Origin of the sequence: Rhizobium sp. 'Codium 1' (assembly GCF_020889605.1) — a bacterium.
GTDB lineage: Bacteria > Pseudomonadota > Alphaproteobacteria > Rhizobiales > Rhizobiaceae > Allorhizobium > Allorhizobium algae.
In genome coordinates, this window is sequence record NZ_JAJGPW010000001.1 from 525,660 (window position 1) to 543,168 (window position 17,509).

The window sequence follows — 17,509 nt, forward strand, 5'->3', positions numbered from 1 at the left end:
CCCTGAAAGCAGGTTCCCGGGTCCCCTTGCTGAAACGTTAAAGTTCCGGAGCACTGTCTCCCAGACGCAACAAGGAAAACGCGACTAAATCGCCCTCACGCCACCTCTGGACTGTCCCAGAGTGAGTCTTTCCGCAAATCCGCGAAGTAAATGTGGTCAAGCAATCGAGGTAAAACAGAAAGGGCGCCGAAGCGGCGCCCTTTCCCTCTTGAAAACACTATGTGTTTCAGTCGTGCACGATGGTCGACGCGTGCTTGTCATCGAACAGGATCTTCACGGCGGTGTCATGGTTGTGAAGCACGACCACATCCTTCCAGGTATCGACGCCGGTCTGGACGCTGACGGTGGTATTGCCGTCCTCGACCGTTGTGCGCAGATGCGAGGCGGCGGTTTCAGCCGTCGCCTGCTCACCCAGCAGGCTGTCGAGCAGCGCCGTGACGTCGAGCACATCACCTTCCTCAGTGCTGAAATCGGTGATGACGTCGGCCACGTCGAGTTCGCTGAGCGCGGTCTCGTCGAAGACGAAGGTATCGGCGCCGGCCCCGCCGGTCATGAGCACCTGCCCCATGCCGCCATGCAGAATGTCGTCACCATCGGTGCCAATCACGGTCAGGGCGTCGGACATGTCCGAGCCGAAGATCGTCTCGAAGCCGACTTCGACGAAATTGCCGGTCGAGCCATCGGCAAAGGTGAATTCACCCGCGGCGAAGATCGTCTGGTCATCCTCCGTGCCGCCGGTCTGATCGGTCGTCAGCGAGATGCTGGTGACACCATGATCGGTGAGGCTGGAAAGCTCGCCTTCGTCACTGACACCGTTGTTGTTGGCATCAACCCATATCGAGAGCTTCTCGAAGGCGGCATCATTTGCGTCGATCTTGCCGTCACCATTCAAGTCGAGCGAAGCGAGAGCCGCCACGCCGCTGGCATAGGCGCCGCCATTGAAGTTCGGCGTGAAGATTTCCGAACCGTTGTCGATCAGGCCATTGCCATCGACATCATAGGCGAGGATGCCATCGTCGCTGGTCCAGGCAATCTGGTCCGCCTTGCCATCGGCGTTGATGTCGAAGGTGACACCATTGTCGATCGAGGAGAAGGCGAAACCGTTCTTGTCGAGGTCGAGGATGATGGGGTCGACCTGGCCATTGGCGACCAATGTATTCAGGTCGCTGATCGTCACATCCGCAAGTCCGATCAACATATCTCGCTGCGGATCGGGGGTGTCTCCGACCTGCTGATAAATGAAGGTATCGTCCGCATTGCCTTCCAGGAAGTCGGTCTTGAACGCTACCGTTGTTCCCGCTTCACCGAGATCATTGCTCTGCAGATACTTGGCCACCGCTGCCAGTGTTGCGTTTGAGTTTATTGAGATCAAACCCCCGCTGGAAGCGCTATAGAAGGTGATAACCCCGTTGGTTATTGAATGATACGATACAGTGACCGGACTTGACAAGAAACCTGTTGAACCGACTGCATCTGCGCCATTCACCCGACCGACAGTATTGGCGGCCACTATCGGTGTCACTGGCAGATCCAGTTTGTCTATGTTCTTGAAGTCGACAACCGTATCATAACCTGAAACGGAACCCGCACTGAAGATCGTACCGAGGGATAGTGAGGTAGCACCCGAGTCGCCCGCATCAAACTTGAAGGTGTCGGGTCCATTGCCGCCGGTTAGTCGGTCGGCGCCGAGACCGCCGTACAGGATGTCGGATGCATTTCCACCGTTGAGCGTATCGTTACCAGCACCTCCAACGAGAACATCTTTGCCATTGCCGCCCTTGATCGTGTCATCCCAGTCACCTCCGACGGCGATGGAATCACCGTTCCCCGTCTCAATAGTTGAGCCGAAGACACGCGTCAGCGACGCCGTAGCAGGTGAGGATGTCCCCCCGTTGCCATCGGATACCGTGTACTGGAACGAGCCACCTGGATCGGCGCCGAAGAAGAGAGTTGAACTATCAGTATAGGTGGTCGTCGTGCCAGTGTCGTTGACACTGTCAAATAGTGCCGCCGAACCCGGAACAGCGGAAACAGAAAGTACATCTCCGGCGTTAGGATCGCTGTCGTTCAACAAGAGCACCCAATCCGGGATCTTCGTATCGTACGAGTTTATGTAAATCGCCTCACCGACGACAGTGGGCGCAGCATTGTTGGCGATACCTGTAACAACCCAGGAAACCTCAGCCGGAGTAGCCGCTGCGCCATCTGACACCTGGTACGATACGGTCACGGTTGTCTGTGCTCCCGCCGCGAGGGAAGCATAGGCCGAGTGCGTCGGATCAAGGGTGAAACTCTTGGTCGCCACATCATAGGTCACGCCGGCAGGCAAGGCGGCGATATTGATGACCGACAATGGGGAGCCTTCCGGATCCGTTGCATTCGCGAGCGCGTTCAGGGTAGATGACACCCCTCCTTCAGTCACCGCTCCTGTGACGGCTCCACTCACGACTGGAGCGTCATTCGTACCATCGATGATGAAGGATACGTTTATCGATGCAACCGCGCCTTTGCTGTCTTGAACTGGGACAGTGAAGGTTTCCTGCGGATGGTCGTTTACGCCAAGGCTGTTAGCAAGGCTGTTATTCAGCACATAGGTGATCGTGTTTGTCCCTGCACTAAGGGTCGCGACACCATAAGCCCCAGTCTTTGTCCAAGTACCGTCGTTGCCAGCGGTCCAGCCGCCCGTGGACAAGGCATTTGCATCATACGAAGCGGTCCCATCCACATCATCGATCGTAAGCGTTGCCGAAGAGGACGCAACGCCGGCCTGCTGGTAACCTTCTTCCACAAGGTGAACGGGCACCGACGCCGAGATAGTGGGAAGATCATTCGTGCCGTTGATCCCGATTTCGACGATCTGCGTGTCCGTAGCACCCGAACTGTCGGTGACCGTGATCGTGTATTTGAGAACCAACCGTGTGTTCGCGGCAAGGAAATCAAATGCCTGATTCTCGCTGTCAAATTTCCAGGTCAGGCTGCCGCTTGTCTGGCTGCCGTCAAGAACTGTGCCTGGGGTCACCTTGAAATAACTGTTCAGTTCTTGGTGTGTGAGATTGGTCCCGTAATCCGGGCCCGAAACCTCAAGGAAAGTAACTGCTGCCGTAACGACATCTGTCACGTCAACATCGGTAACTGTCAAAGCTCCCGTCGCCGCCAAGCCGGCATCGGTTTCATGCAATTCGGATGCGGCGCTATCTCCGGATGCCACCGTGATGACCGGAGCATCATTCGTACCCGTAACGGTAACTGCGATGTCCTTGGTGATCGTGTCGTTGTCGCCGTCCTTCACCGTATACGGGATATGCAGGACTACCGTCTGACCTGCGGCAAGTGCATCGAAGGCGGCGCCCGGCACGATCGAGATCTTGTTGGTGCTCGGGTCGAAGGTGACAGACGGCGTGCCGAGTGTGACACCGGATGGCCCGTCGCTCAGGGTCACAGCACCGATGGAAAGTGCCGTACCGGTCGTGTCCGCTCCGAAGGAGAAGTGTGTTCCCTCCGTAAGCGCGATCTCGATGCTCTGGTTTTCGTCCATGACGGATGTCAGGTCGATCGCAGTCGGCTCGCTATCATTGACATTGATCGTGAACGGCTGGTCGACATAGTCACCATCGCCATCGAACACGCGTGCCACCAGATTGAGCGCCAGCACGTCATCGTTCGAACCAAGGTGATCCAGATTCTGGAACAGCGTGGTTGCGAAGCTGCCGGGATGAAGTACGGCAACGATGAAGACTGGATTATCAGCCGTGCTGCCAGCTTTAAATGCCACCAGCTCCTGGTCGACACCGTTGGTCGTGCGAACGATATACTCGAGCGGAACACCATCCGATGTCAGGTTCGAATTGATGATCGGCTGGCCATTCAGGGTACCGATTTCAACATGAGTGCCCTTCTTGTCAGCACCAACGCTGACATTGAGGTCTCCGAAATCGAAGCTCACGGTCGGCAGACCGGTTTCAGAGAGAGACCCTACTTCAGCAAGGCCTTTCGCCATTGGCGTGTCGTCGTCGACATTGACCCAGATGTAGCCAGGAGCGACATCGCCATCGCCATCCGTAACGTCGTACTTGAACTGGAACTGCACCTCGTTTTCATCGCCACCCTTGACGTGATCGATCGGAGCGTTCTGGGTCAGCGTGTACTGGCCAGTCAGCGGATTGAGCACTGCGGTGATGACGAGCGTGTTACCCTGATAGACCTGCATGGTCTTGCCATCTGCGGAAACAGTCGAGGCAAAGTCAGCCTGATTGCCGCCGCCAGTGACGGAAATCCCCGTCCAGGCAATGCCTCCCGGACCGTCAGCACCGAAGCTGTGCTTCAGCACATTGGTCGTGTTGGCAAGACCGTGGTCGCCCGCGCCGCCGGGGTTGCCGCCAGAAAGCGTGTCGTCGTTGAGCCAGGCTGTCGTGCCGGCGCCACCAGTCGGCGTGTCGTCGTCGACATTGACCCAGATGTAGCCGGGGGCGACATCGCCGTCACCATCCGTGACATCATACTTGAACTGGAACTTTACCTCGTTTTCGTCACCGCCCGGCAGGTGATCGATCGGTGCATTCTGGGTTAGTGTGTACTGGCCCGTCAGAGGATTGAGCACTCCGGTGATGACCAGGTTGCCAGCCTGGAAGACCTGAAGGGTCTTGCCATCTGGGCTGACACTGGAGGTGAAGTCGGCCGCATTGCCGCCGCCAACCACGGAGATGCCCGTCCAGGCGATACTGCCGGCACCATCCGCACCAAAGCTGTGCTTGAGAACGTTGCTCGTATTGGCAAGCCCATTGTCGCCAGTACCACCGGGATTGCCACCGGCGAGAGCGTCATCGTTGAGCCAGGCGGTCGTGCCGGCGCCACCAGTCGGCGTGTCGTCGTCGACATTGACCCAGATGTAGCCGGGGGCGACATCGCCGTCGCCATCCGTGACATCATACTTGAACTGGAACTTTACCTCGTTTTCGTCACCGCCCGGCAGGTGATCGATCGGCGCATTCTGGGTCAGCGTGTACTGGCCCGTCAGAGGATTGAGCGCTCCGGTGATGACCAGGTTGCCAGCCTGGAAGACCTGAAGGGTCTTGCCATCTGGGCTGACACTGGAGGTGAAGTCGGCCGCATTGCCGCCGCCAACCACGGAGATGCCCGTCCAGGCGATGCTGCCGGCACCATCCGCACCAAAGCTGTGCTTGAGCACGTTGCTCGTATTGGCAAGCCCATTGTCGCCAGTACCACCGGGATTGCCACCTGTGAGAGCGTCATCGTTGAGCCAGGCGGTCGTGCCGGCGCCACCAGTCGGCGTGTCGTCATCGATGTTTACGGTGAGAGTGCCTGTATCGACGTCCCCATCCTTGTCGGTCACCCGATACTGGAAGGAAACTTCAAGATTGTCCTCAGTGCCGGAAACCTTGTGATCGACCGGTGCAAGCTGCGTCAGCTGATAGGCCCCAGTGGATGCATCGATGATGACTGCCTTGAAGACCGGTACGTAAGTCCCGTTCTGATCCTGGGTAATCGTCATCGTCTTGCTGTCTGCGGACAGCTCGAACCAGAAACCGTAGGGGATGGTGAGTCCGTTCGGCGCCCACAGCACGGATGCCGTCCCATCTGCACCGCCGCTATGGGCCAGGATTCCGGTCAGGACCGAGGTTTCGACATCATCGCCGGTGCCACCAGCATTGCCGTATGCCAGGGCGTCATCATCCAGCTGGATTGTCGCGTTGGCGCCCGCCTTCGGAGTGTCGTCATCAACGTTGAAGTTCAACGTGCCGGTGGCCACATCGCCGTCACCATCGGTCACGCGATATTGGAAGCCGATCTGAACGTTGTCTTCCGTGCCGGGCATCGTGCCCTGAGAATGCATCACAGGGGCAAGCTGCGTCACTTCATAGGCGCCCGTCAGCGTGTCCGTGATCACGGCCTTGAACACAGGCACGTAACTGCCGCCCTGGTTCTGCGTGATGGTCATCGTCTTGCTATCAGCAGACAATTCGAACCAGAAACCATAGGGAACATTGATGCCGTTCGGTGCCCACAGGATGGAGGCGACGCCATCAGCACCGCCTTCATGCGACAGGGTTCCGCTCAGTACAGCCGTCTCGACATCGTCAGACGGACCGCCCGGATTGCCACCGGCCAAGGCATCGTCATCGAGCTGGATGAGAGCGTTGCTGCCAACAGTCGGACCGTCGTCCTCAAACACGATCTTGTTGCCGATGGAGACGGACTTGGTGACGGTGTCACCGTCGAAGTCCTTGACGGAGAAGACCGCAGAGATCTTGCCGGTAAGGTCGATGCCTTCGTCAGCATTCCCGGTGTTCGGGTGCTTCAGCGACATGTACTGGGCAACCGAGACACCACCATCGGAGTCGATGGCGATCGCGAAGGCTGCCACGCCCTGTGCGCCGCCGACGCGGCCGACAACCAGGCCGCCTTCCAGGAACAGCACGATGTCCTGGCCAGATGTCGTCTGCACGCCAGAAGCGGCATTGTCGATCTGCAGGGTCAGCGACTTCGTGACATTTTCGTCCGCACCCGTGACGTAGGAGAGGTCGACAACGTCATCCTTGGCAAAAATCGGAGACTGCAGCATGTCGATATCGGAGCCGACACGCAGGACACCCGCGAACTGAGCCGCAACAGTCTGGCTCGTCGTGTCGTCGTTCTGCCTGTAGTCCGTCTCGTCGATCGTGACTGTGCGGTCCGTCCAGATCGCCACTTCCGGGACGTCATCGACGACATTGATCGTCAGCTTGCCCGTCAGGTTGACGGTATCGCCATCACCATCCTTAGCGTCGATGATCGCACCGAAGTCGATGCCCGCGAGCGAACCAGAGGCGCCGTGCAGGGCCGTGTTTTCGGCACCGCCGGCGACATGGTCGAGCTGGTCATACTGGCGGTAGACGAAGTCGCCGGTCTGCGGATCGAGTTCGAGCGAGAAGACCGGACGGTCGAAGATGCTGTCGAAGGCAGCGCTGTTGCCACCATTGACATAGGCCAGGATCGCATTGCCGAAGACCTGGTAGGACAGGTCTCCGCCCTTCGATTCCAGGCCAAGCGTCATCATGGTCGCTGCCGCATTGGCCGCCAGCAAGTAGCCACCACCGGCAGCTGCGCCATCGGCACCGAAGTTCACGACAGAGCCGATGGAACCGCGGACCGTTGCCGCAAAGCCGAGGCCGAGCAGAGCCAGTTCGCTGTCACCATCCGGGCTCGTGCCCTGGGACTGTGCATTGTAGAGGTCATCTTCGTCGGCGGTCTTGGTAACCGCTGCACCGGATACCACCGGACCATCGTCTTCGAACTGGATCCGATCACCGACGGCAATCTCGCTCACGGCCTTGTCGCCATCAAAGTCGGTGACGGTCAGGACGGCGTTGATCTTGCCGGCCAGAGTCTGAAGGACTGTGGACAGGTTGCCATCGGCGGCGTCGTTGTGTTCGTCGTGGTCTGCCGGATCGTCATGCCTGATCGAGACATACTGGACCAGGGAAAGCGTGCCGTTGTCCGAAAGGTGCAGCGCGAAGGCGGCCGGGTCGGAGGAGTTGACCGATGTGTTGCCGTCCGACGGGCTATCGTAGCGCCCCACGATCAGATCGCCTTCGAGGAACAGCATGATGGAGCGACCTTCGGTGGTCATGAGACCGGAGGCGAGTCCGTTGGAGCCGTTCAACTTCAGAGACCAGTCGACCTTGACGTCGTCATCTGCACCGCCGTCGATGTCAGCAGCGACGAAGTTCGTCTGCCGGGCATATTGCGCCGCCATGTTCGGGTCGGTGCCCTTGTTGGCGACAGTGTTGAACAGCGAGAGCGAGTAGCCGAGATCGTCGTTCTGCTGGCCGGAGGTCTCATCGACCACCAGCGTTGCACCGGTGTTGCGAGCAACAGCCTCCGGAACATCGTCCCTGATGGTGACCGAGAAGGCGCCCTTCAGCACCACGCTGTCGCCGTCGAAGTCGGTGACCTTGATGATCGAGCCGAAGTCGATCGCCTCGACATCACCGCGGGGCAAACCGTCCTGCAGGTCGGTGTTTTGCCCCTTGCCTGTATCGTGGTCGAGCTGGTCGACAAGCTCGAAAGTGTAGGAACCATTTTCGCCCAGCGTGAGCTTGAAGACGAGGCGGTCGCCATTGTCATAGCTGACACCCTGATGCGGGCCGGCATTGTCGAAGGCGTAGAGGACACCGTCGCGGATATCGTAGCTGAGTTCCTGCCCCTTGGACTTCAGGCCGAGCGCCTCCAGAGCGTCACGGGCTGCGTCTTCGTCGACAAACGAGAACTTCACCGTATCGTCAGCGCCGCCCTTGACGAGGCCGGCGAGCGAACCATCGATGAAGGCACCGCCATAGCCGTTCTGGCCCGGACCACCGGTCCAGGACCCATCACTCTCGCCATCGGCAGGGCTCGTGCCCAGAGACTGGCTGGTGCGGATGTCGTCTTCGTCAACAGTGCGGGAGATCTTGGCACCGCTCAATTCCGGAACATCGTCCCTGATGGTGACCGAGAAGGCGCCCTTCAGCACCACGCTGTCGCCGTCGAAGTCGGTGACCTTGATGATCGAGCCGAAGTCGATCGCCTCGACATCGGCGCCGGGCAGACCGTCCTGCAGGTCGGTGTTTTGCCCCTTGCCTTTATCGTGGTCGAGCTGGTCGACAAGCTCGAATGTGTAGGAACCATTTTCGCCCAGCGTGAGCTTGAAGACGAGGCGGTCGCCATTGTCATAGCTGACACCCTGATACGGGCCGGCATTGTCGAAGGCGTAGAGGACACCGTCGCGGATATCGTAGCTGAGTTCCTGCCCCTTGGACTTGAGGCCGAGAGCCTCCAGGGCGTCACGGGCTGCATCTTCGTCGATAAACGAGAACTTCACCGTGTCATCTGCCCCACCCTTCACGAGGTAAGCCAGCGAACCATCGATGAAGGCACCGCCATTGCCGTTCTGGCCCGGACCACCGGTCCAGGACCCATCGCCCTGGCCATCGGCAGGGCTCGTGCCCAGAGACTGGCTGGTGCGGATGTCGTCTTCGTCAACAGTGCGGGCTTCCGTCTTGCCGCTCAGTTCCGGGATATCGTCCTTGATCGTGATGACGAGCTTGCCGTCCAGCGGAATGCGGTCGCCGTCGCCGTCAGTCGCCTGGATGATCTTGCCGAAGTCGAGATTTTCGAGTGTCCCGCCGGCCTTGGTCGCAAGAACCGTGTTCTCGGCGACGTCACTATCCTTGACGTGGTCGAGCTGGTCGTAAAGGCGGAAGACGAATTCACCCGTCTGCTTGTCGAGCTGAATCGACATTACCGGCCGATCAATGAGGGGCTGGAAGCCGCCGAATGCATTGTTCACATAACCGACGATCGCGCCGTTGATGGTGGTGAAGACAACTGAAGAGCCCTTCGAAAGAAGGCCCATATCGTTGAGTTTCGAGATTGCATCCGACGTGAAGCTGAAACCGCCGCCTGCCGCTGCGCCATCCGCACCGAACGAGACGCTTGAGGCCAACTCGCCTGAGACGGTCGAGGCAAAGCCAACGCCCAGGAGCGCCGGAAGGCTCCGGCTGTCCTCGCCGTTTTCCTGGTTGAACGGATCCGAACCAATCGAAAGACGGTTCTTGATGTCATTCTCCGCAACCGTCAGAGCAACTGCGGACACCTCAGCGATCGGGCTGTCGTCGTTGACGGTGACCGTGAAGCTGGAGGAGGCGGTATCGCCATCGCTGTCCTGCACGGTGAAGGCAAAATCAATCGCGATATCATCCTCGGTGGACGTATCCGGATGATCGATGTTGCCGACCAGATTGAACTCGTATGTGCCATTCGTGGCAATGTCGGAGACCGAGACGATGAAGACGGGTTCGCCGGAGTATTCCGGCATATTGCCGGCGAGTTCCGTTTCCGAACCCTCCCCCTCGAAAGCCGCGACCTTCGCGTATTGCGGCTCGCCGATGTACGGCTTGTAGGCGACGATGGTCGTGCCATCCGCAGAGATGGCATACTGGAGGGTCACACCATCCGACTTCAGACCCTTCAAAATCAGCGCATCAAGCGTCGATTGCGTGAAGGCCACACCGCGATCGCCGGTCGCACCGGTCAGGCCGGCATTGCCGCCTGTATTGCCATTGTCTGCACCCCAGTTGATGCCCAGCGAACCAGCCGCATAGGCGCCACCGGAAGACGGCTCGGACACTTCGAACAGCCGGGCCACGTCTTCCTTCGGCGGGAGGCCATCGCTATCGCCTTCGCCGTCAATGTTGCCGTTGTAGAGATAATCCTCATCCACGGCACCCGCATCGGCTTCACCGAAGGTCGGCGCATCATCCATGACGTCGATGCTGAAGGAGCCCGTAACGATGTCGCCGTCGAGGTCGGTCACCGTGTAGGTGAAGCTGAGGCGCAGCAGGTCGTCGAGATCATCCTGGGTTCCATCGGCGCCGGCATCCGGATGGTCCAGCTTGCCGATGAGCTCAAATTCGAACGCCCCTGTCTCGCGATTGGTGATCGTGAGCGTAAAGACGAGGGTGCCTTCAGAATCGCGGCCTTCGAGTGCAACGAAGTCGAGATCGGCTCCATCGGCCGGAGCAGCGAAGCTCGTGACCGTGATCGGACGACCACCGGAGGTGAAGCCTGTGAGGATCTGCGGGCCAAGGCCTTCCTCGTCGACATTGATTGCGCCGGCAAAGTTGACGCGCGAGATGGTGCCGAAATCCGGACCTGGATTGAACGGAAGAATGCCGGTGATGATCTGGTTGCCGGTGTCGTCGTCAGCAATGACCGCTTCGTCGTAGATAAAGGGCTCGGTCAATGCGATTTCGAGCGGGATAGACGGCGTACCAGAGCCGCCGAAGATTGCGTTGCCCAGCACGTCATCGCCGAAATCGGTGTCGCCGAGCAGATCGGCCAGCGCCAGATCTTCCGGGCCGGCGTCGATCGGATTGTCGGTGAAATTCCGGCTACTGGACGGGCTGCCCTGTGCGCTGAAGGTGCCATCAGGACCAGCCGCAACGTTGATGTTGGAGCCCTCGAGGGCCGCGAAGAGCGCGACCTGTGGCAATTCGACATCGCCGATCACGAATGTCGGGATGTTGGCAGCGCCGCCGAGAACGACGATCTCCGTGCCGTCCGCGAGGACCAGAACCAGATTGTCGCCTTCGACCGCGAATTCGAGATTGTCGAGTTCGATGCCGGCCGGCAGCGTTACGACGTTTTCGGCATCGGGCGAAATCTCGCCCGGAATGACGGCAGCGGCCGTTTCGACCGGAGCCTGGGCGGGAAGGCGATCGGTGCGTCCAGTGTCAGGCGTTTCGGCCTGGGCAACCTCAATGCCGTCTACGGTCTCACGAACGAAACCCAGATGCTGCTCGACCGCAGAGTCAAATTCGTCAACTGCGGAAGTATTGTCGATGCTGGACAGACGCGGATCTTCAATAGACATGGTTACTCACCCCTTAACTTGTTGACCGCAGTTAAATCCAGACCGGGGGGTGAGTGCAACGCTTTCTTAACTCTAATGACATAACTGGTTATGCTTCGAGCGACCATTATTGAAAAAGAAGTTAATTTCGGGCCGAAAAACGCTTTTATTTCTGCATTTTACTAAAATTTTAGTGATTACTCATGTGTTGCCGGCGATGTCGCTGCCGGATCTGACTTCGAGTGAAATATCGCTCGTCCGACCGATGTGCTCCCCTGACAGACAGCAAAAAGCCGGGCTCTACTGAGAACCCGGCGCACTCAAAACCAGACTTCAGGTTTTAGTCTTCTGCGAAGATCGGATCGCTTACAAAGGGGCCGCCCTGGTAGATCGCCACCACTTCATCCGGCTTCGGCCTTGGGACCGCCGCATCGATCTCTGCACGGAAACGCTCGGCATTGTCCTTCGGGTGCCATCCGAGATAGGAGACGTGGGAATTGTCCCACCAGCGGGTGTCATTGTTCGAACATCCCCAGATGACCGGGCAGCCGAGGCGGGGAACGCGGAAGATGCACTCGATCATCGCGAGAAAGTCGTCGTGGCTCATCCAGGTGGCGAGCATGCGGTGGTTTTTCGGCTTCTCCATGCAGCTCCCGATCCTGACCAGGGCGGTCTCCTGACCGAACTTCTCGAAATACATGCGGGCCAGCGCCTCGCCGAAGCATTTCGACACACCGTAGAGACCATCGGGCTTCAACGGCACGTCCTGGTCGAGGTATTCGTCTTGGCGGTAATAACCGATCGTGTGGTTGGAGCTGGCAAAGAGAATTCGCGGCATGCCGTTTTCGCGGGCCGCCTCATAGAGATTGTAGAGGCCCAGCAGATTGGCATTCATGATCTTGGAGAACTTGTCCTCCACCGAGATGCCACCAAGATGAATAATGGCGTCGCAGTCCTTCACCAGCCTGTCCACGGATGCCCGATCGCCCAGGTCGCAGAGCATGGCCTCTTCATGAGCAGCCAGATTTCCCAGTTCGACGATGTCCGAAATCCTGACGATTTCCGCGAGCCCCTTCAACCGCCCTCGCATCGCGCTACCCAGTCCGCCGGCAGCACCCGTCAGCAATAGTCTCTTCACCGCGTCTTCCTCCCTGGTATGACTTATCAACTTATCATACAGGTTGCCCTGACCCGGTCAATATCGTAAACCTTTCGTAGACAGAGTAGGAATGCTGACCCTCGCGAGAGGGTTTGCAGTCGGCATGGAATCGGCGGGGGGCACGGAATGGCAATGCAGGCGAGAAACGAGGCAGGCGCTGGAACGCTGGTGCAGCGACTGGGGGACAATCTGCGGAAGGCCATCGTCGGAGGGCAATTCCCACCAGGCAGCAAGCTGCCGAGTGAGGCCCAACTGTCCGAGGCGCATGGCGTATCCCGCACCGTCGTGCGCGAAGCAATCGCTTCGCTCCGCGCCGACCGACTGGTCGAGGCGCGTCAGGGGGCTGGCGTCTTCGTCCTCGCCCAGACCGAGCCCCCACCTGCCCCGCTTCTGGTCGGGAATGTGGATCCGGCCCGCGTTTCCTCAATGATAGAGCTTCTGGAGCTGCGCACGGCTGTGGAGGTAGAGGCGGCAGGCCTTGCAGCGCTTCGCCGTTCTCCGGCGCAGGAAGAGGTCATCCTGGAGAAGCACTACGCCGTTCGTGCCTGTCTCGAGGCGGGGCAATCGACGACGGAGGCCGACTTCGCCCTGCATATCGCCATCGCAGAAGCGACCAACAACCCTCGCTTCCGGGAGTTTCTGGCCCTGATCGGCAAGAGTGCCATCCCGCGCGCCGCCTTGCGAGACGAGGACAGCGAGGACGACCAATCCGGCTATCTGCGTCTGATCGATGCCGAACATGCCGATATTGTTGAGGCCATTTCGTCTGGCGACGAGGAGGCTGCACGCGATGCCATGCGCCGGCATCTGCGCGGCAGTCAGGGCCGCTACCGGGCTCTGCTGCGAGAACAACGCCAACCTGTACGATAACATTTGACATGAGCGCGTGGAATATGTACGACAACTTGGCCTGAGGAGGCCAAGAGAGGACATTCGACCATGACGCCGCAAGAAATAAAGGTCGCGCTCGGCGCCGGCCTGCTCTCCTTCCCTGTCACGCATTTCGATGATGACGGGAATTTCAAGTCCGACAGCTATGCGCAGCATGTGGAATGGCTGTCTGGTTTCGATGCGCCGGTCCTGTTTGCGGCTGGCGGCACGGGAGAGTTCTTTTCGCTGACGCCATCGGAAGTTCCCCGCATTGTTGCCGCCGCCAAGGAAGCAGCCGGCAAGACGGCGATCGTGTCGGGCTGCGGCTATGGCACCGAAATCGCGATCGAGATTGCCCGCTCCGTCGAGAAGGTCGGCGCGGATGGCATCCTGCTCCTGCCGCATTACCTGATCGATGCGCCGCAGGAGGGCATGTACCAACACGTCAAACGGATCTGTCAGTCCGTCGGCATCGGCGTCATGGTCTACAATCGCGACAATTCGATTTTGGGCGTGGAAACGCTGCAGCGGCTGTGCGACGAGTGCCCCAACCTGGTCGGTTTCAAGGATGGCACAGGCGATATCGGCCTCGTACGCCAGATTACGGCGACCATGGGCGACAGGCTCACCTATCTCGGCGGCATGCCGACCGCGGAACTCTTTGCGGAAGCCTATCTGGGTGCCGGCTTCACCACCTATTCATCTGCCGTCTTCAACTTCGTGCCCGGTCTCGCCGTGGAATTCTACAAGGCGCTGCGCGCTGGCGAACGTGAACGCTGCGAGACAATTCTCAGAGACTTCTTCTATCCCTTCATGGCGATCCGCAGCCGCCGCAAGGGTTATGCGGTTTCGGCGGTGAAGGCCGGGGTTCGCCTGCAGGGTTTTGCTGCTGGCAAGGTACGCCCGCCCCTCGACGACCTGACGGCGGAAGAAGAAGACATGATGGCCCAGCTTATCGCCCCCTGGAAGCGCTGAGCGAGGACGCACCAGATGAAAATCGTCGAGGTTCGCACCCATATTCTCGAGCACAGGCTCTCGGTCCCGTTCCAGAGCGCGTCCATGCGCTTCGATCGGCGTGCTCATGTGCTCGTCGAGATCGTCTGCGACAACGGGCTCACAGGCTGGGGCGAATGCCTTGGTCCGGCGCGACCGAATGCGGCGGTGGTCGCGGCCTATCGCAACTGGCTGATCGGCATGAACCCGCTGGAGACCGAGAAGATCTGGGCCGTTCTCTACAATGCACTGCGTGATCAGGGGCAGCGTGGCCTGACACTGACCGCCCTTTCCGGCATCGACATTGCGCTCTGGGACATCAAGGGCAAGCATTTCGGGACCTCCGTTTCAATGTTGCTCGGTGGCCGGTTTCGCGAAAGCGTCAAGGCCTATGCGACCGGAAGCTTCAAGCGCGACGGCGTCGACCGGGTCGAAGACAATGCACGTGACATCGCGCTCTATCGTTCGCAGGGTTTCCACGCTTCGAAGATCAAGGTCGGCTTCGGCATCGAGGAAGATCTGCGCGTCATCCGCGCCGCCCGGGACGCCGCGGGATCGGACATGCGTCTAATGGCGGATGCCAATCATGGTTATGGCGTTCTTGAAGCCATCGAATTCGGTCGCCGTGCGGCAGACTATGGTCTCGACTGGTTCGAGGAGCCCGTCGTGCCGGAACAGCTCGCCGCCTACCGCGAAGTGCGTGCCAAACAACCGATCCCGGTGGCCGGTGGCGAAACCTGGCAGAGCCGCTGGGGCATGCGTGAGCCGATCGAGACCCGCGCAATCGATATCATTCAGCCGGATCTTGCCGGTGTCGGCGGCTTCACCGAGGCCAAACGCGTGGCTGATCTCGCCGCCCTTCATGGCGTGCGTGTCGTCCCGCATGTCTGGGGCACGGCCGTGCACATCGCAGCCGCCCTGCAATTCCTCGCGGCCATGGTGCCAGACCCCGTTCGGGTCAACCCGATCGAGCCGATCCTGGAATTCGATCGCACCGACAATCCGTTCCGTCAGGCCGTCGTCAAGGAGCCGATCGAACACGTGAACGGGGTGGTTACCATTCCAAACGCACCCGGCCTCGGCATCGAGATCAACCGGGATGCGCTTGCCGAGTTCAAGATGAGGGACGAATGATGAGCCTAATCCGCCCCCTCTCCGGTCGCAAACCCGCAATCACGCTTCCCAAGGGCGCGATCGACACCCAGATGCATGCCTACATGCCAGGCTACCCAGCCGTGCCAGGCGGCCCGAACCTGCCGGTCGGCGATCTGCCGACCCCTGAGCAGTATCGACAGTTCATGGACTGGATCGGGATCGATCGCGTGATCGTCACCCAGGGCATGGCGCACCAACGGGACAACGCCAATCTCATCGCCAGCCTCGAACGGTTCGGCGACATCGCCTGGGGCGTCGCAAGCCTCGATGCCGGTACCAGCGAAGCCGAACTCGACCGGCTATCGGCGGCGCGCGTCCGGGGCGCGCGCATTATGAACCTGCCGGGCGGCGCCACCGATCTGACCAAGCTCGAAGAGGTGGATGCGATCGCCGCCAGCCGCGACTGGATGATCGCCGTCCAGTTCGACGGCAGTGACATACTCGACCATGAGGAACGACTTGCGAAACTGAAATCCCGCTGGGTGCTCGACCATCACGGCAAGTTCTTCTGTGGCGTGACGCCCGAAAGCCCACAGGTTCAGGCGACCAAGCGGTTGATCGACGGCGGGCGCTGCTGGTTCAAGTTTGCCGGCGTCTATGAATCGTCAAAATCCGGCGCCCCCGAATTTGCTGATGTCGCGGCTGTGGCCCGCGCTATCGCGGCGTATGCGCCGGAGCGCATCGTCTGGGGGTCCAACTGGCCCCACAATATGGCGCGCGCCCAGGCAGACTATCCTGATGACGTCGCGCTCACCGACACCGTGCTCGGATGGCTGCCCGATGATGCCGCCCGCAAGCGCGCGCTCGTCGACAACCCTGAAGAACTTTTCGGCATTCCACCTGCAGGAGACAGGTAGCCGAATTGCATTCCGTCGAAACGGGAGGTTTCGGCGGCTTAATCAAAGAGGAGGAAGACCAATGAAAACTGCCGCAATGCTCAGCCTCGCCATGGGGCTTACCCTCGGCGCTGGCGCCGCCTTCGCCCAGGAAATCACCCTGCGCTCCGCCGACATCCATCCCGACGGCTACCCGACGGTCGATGCCGTGAAGTTCATGGGCGACCTGGTGAAAGAGCGCACGAACGGCCGCATCGTCATCCAGGTGATGAACAATGCAGCCCTGGGTTCGGAAAAGGACACGATCGAGCAGACCCGCTTCGGCGTGATCGACATGAACCGCGTCAACAGCGCGCCGTTCAACAATCTGGTACCGGAAACGGTTGTCTTCGGCCTGCCCTTCCTGTTCCGTGACACCGACCACATGCACAAAGTGGTGGACGGCGAGATCGGCGACGAAGTGCTGGCTGCCTTTGAGCCGCATGGTCTGATCGGGCTTGCCTTCTACGATTCCGGCGCGCGATCCTTCTATTCGACGAAAAAGCCGATCCAGAGCCTGGCCGACCTCAAAGGCATGAAGGTTCGCGTCCAGCAGTCCGATCTCTGGATCGCGATGATGGAAGCCTTCGGCGCCAATCCGACGCCGATGCCGTTCGGCGAGGTCTATTCGTCGCTCGAAACCGGCGTGGTTGACGCGGCCGAGAACAACTGGCCGTCGTATGAATCCTCGCGCCACTTCGAAGTTGCCAAGAACTATACGCTCACCGACCATTCGCTGACGCCGGAAATTCTGGCCATTTCGAAGGTCACCTGGGACAAGCTCACTCCGGAAGACCAGAAGGTCATCCGGGAAGCTGCCAAGGAATCGGTCGGCAAGATGCGTGAACTGTGGCAGGCCCGCGAGAAGGCATCGGAAGAAAAAATCCGCGCATCCGGTGCCAACATCATCACGCCTAACAAGGATGAGTTCGCGGCCGCAATGCAGCCCGTCTATGACAAGTTCATCACGGATCCCAAGATGAAGGACCTCGTCGAGCGCGTCCGCGCCGTCAAGTGACATGCCATACCGGCCGCATCCCAGATGCGGCCGGTTTTCGTTTTTGCGGA

Annotated in this window: 7 protein-coding genes; 5 read left to right on the top strand and 2 right to left on the bottom strand. The window is 59.7% G+C overall.

Features of this window, described 5'->3' with window-relative positions:
• Nucleotides 1-226: 226 nt before the first annotated feature.
• Both LJE98_RS02545 and LJE98_RS02550 read right to left on the bottom strand, forming a co-directional pair.
• Nucleotides 227-11,410 carry a DUF5801 repeats-in-toxin domain-containing protein gene (locus tag LJE98_RS02545; protein ID WP_229573155.1) on the bottom strand — a complete coding sequence of 3,728 codons (11,184 nt, stop codon included), beginning with the start codon at nt 11,408-11,410 and terminating at the stop codon, nt 227-229.
• Nucleotides 11,411-11,729: 319 nt separating this feature from the next.
• Nucleotides 11,730-12,527 carry an NAD-dependent epimerase/dehydratase family protein gene (locus LJE98_RS02550; RefSeq protein WP_229573157.1) on the bottom strand — a complete coding sequence of 266 codons (798 nt, stop codon included), beginning with the start codon at nt 12,525-12,527 and terminating at the stop codon, nt 11,730-11,732.
• Nucleotides 12,528-12,674: 147 nt separating this feature from the next.
• Between LJE98_RS02550 and LJE98_RS02555 the strand changes: the two genes are divergently transcribed.
• The 5 genes from LJE98_RS02555 (at nt 12,675) to LJE98_RS02575 (ending at nt 17,459) form a co-directional block, all read left to right on the top strand.
• Entirely contained in the window at nt 12,675-13,418 is a 744-nt protein-coding gene (locus LJE98_RS02555) for a FadR/GntR family transcriptional regulator (protein WP_229573159.1), read from the top strand.
• 69 nt (nt 13,419-13,487) lie between these two features.
• A complete protein-coding gene (kdgD, locus tag LJE98_RS02560) occupies nt 13,488-14,393 on the top strand; it encodes a 5-dehydro-4-deoxyglucarate dehydratase (protein WP_229573168.1) in 906 nt (301 codons plus the stop codon).
• Nucleotides 14,394-14,408: 15 nt separating this feature from the next.
• On the top strand, nt 14,409-15,545 hold the full coding sequence (locus LJE98_RS02565) for a mandelate racemase/muconate lactonizing enzyme family protein (RefSeq protein ID WP_229573169.1): 1,137 nt from the start codon (nt 14,409-14,411) through the stop codon (nt 15,543-15,545).
• The gene (locus tag LJE98_RS02570; protein ID WP_324255812.1) at nt 15,545-16,423 is read left to right on the top strand and encodes an amidohydrolase family protein; all 879 of its coding nucleotides are present in this window, start codon (nt 15,545-15,547) and stop codon (nt 16,421-16,423) included. The genes LJE98_RS02565 and LJE98_RS02570 overlap by 1 nt, the downstream gene beginning before the upstream one ends.
• A gap of 61 nt (nt 16,424-16,484) precedes the next feature.
• Nucleotides 16,485-17,459, top strand: coding sequence for a TRAP transporter substrate-binding protein (locus LJE98_RS02575; RefSeq protein ID WP_229573172.1), 975 nt, complete (start codon nt 16,485-16,487; stop codon nt 17,457-17,459).
• The last annotated feature ends 50 nt before the right edge of the window (nt 17,460-17,509 follow it).

Coding starts and splice junctions, on each gene's coding strand:
- LJE98_RS02555 (WP_229573159.1), top strand. CDS start 12,675: ATGGCAATGCAGGCGAGAAACGAGGCAGGCGCTGGAACGCTGGTGCAG.
- kdgD (WP_229573168.1), top strand. CDS start 13,488: ATGACGCCGCAAGAAATAAAGGTCGCGCTCGGCGCCGGCCTGCTCTCC.
- LJE98_RS02545 (WP_229573155.1), bottom strand. CDS start 11,410: ATGTCTATTGAAGATCCGCGTCTGTCCAGCATCGACAATACTTCCGCA.
- LJE98_RS02565 (WP_229573169.1), top strand. CDS start 14,409: ATGAAAATCGTCGAGGTTCGCACCCATATTCTCGAGCACAGGCTCTCG.
- LJE98_RS02575 (WP_229573172.1), top strand. CDS start 16,485: ATGAAAACTGCCGCAATGCTCAGCCTCGCCATGGGGCTTACCCTCGGC.
- LJE98_RS02570 (WP_324255812.1), top strand. CDS start 15,545: ATGAGCCTAATCCGCCCCCTCTCCGGTCGCAAACCCGCAATCACGCTT.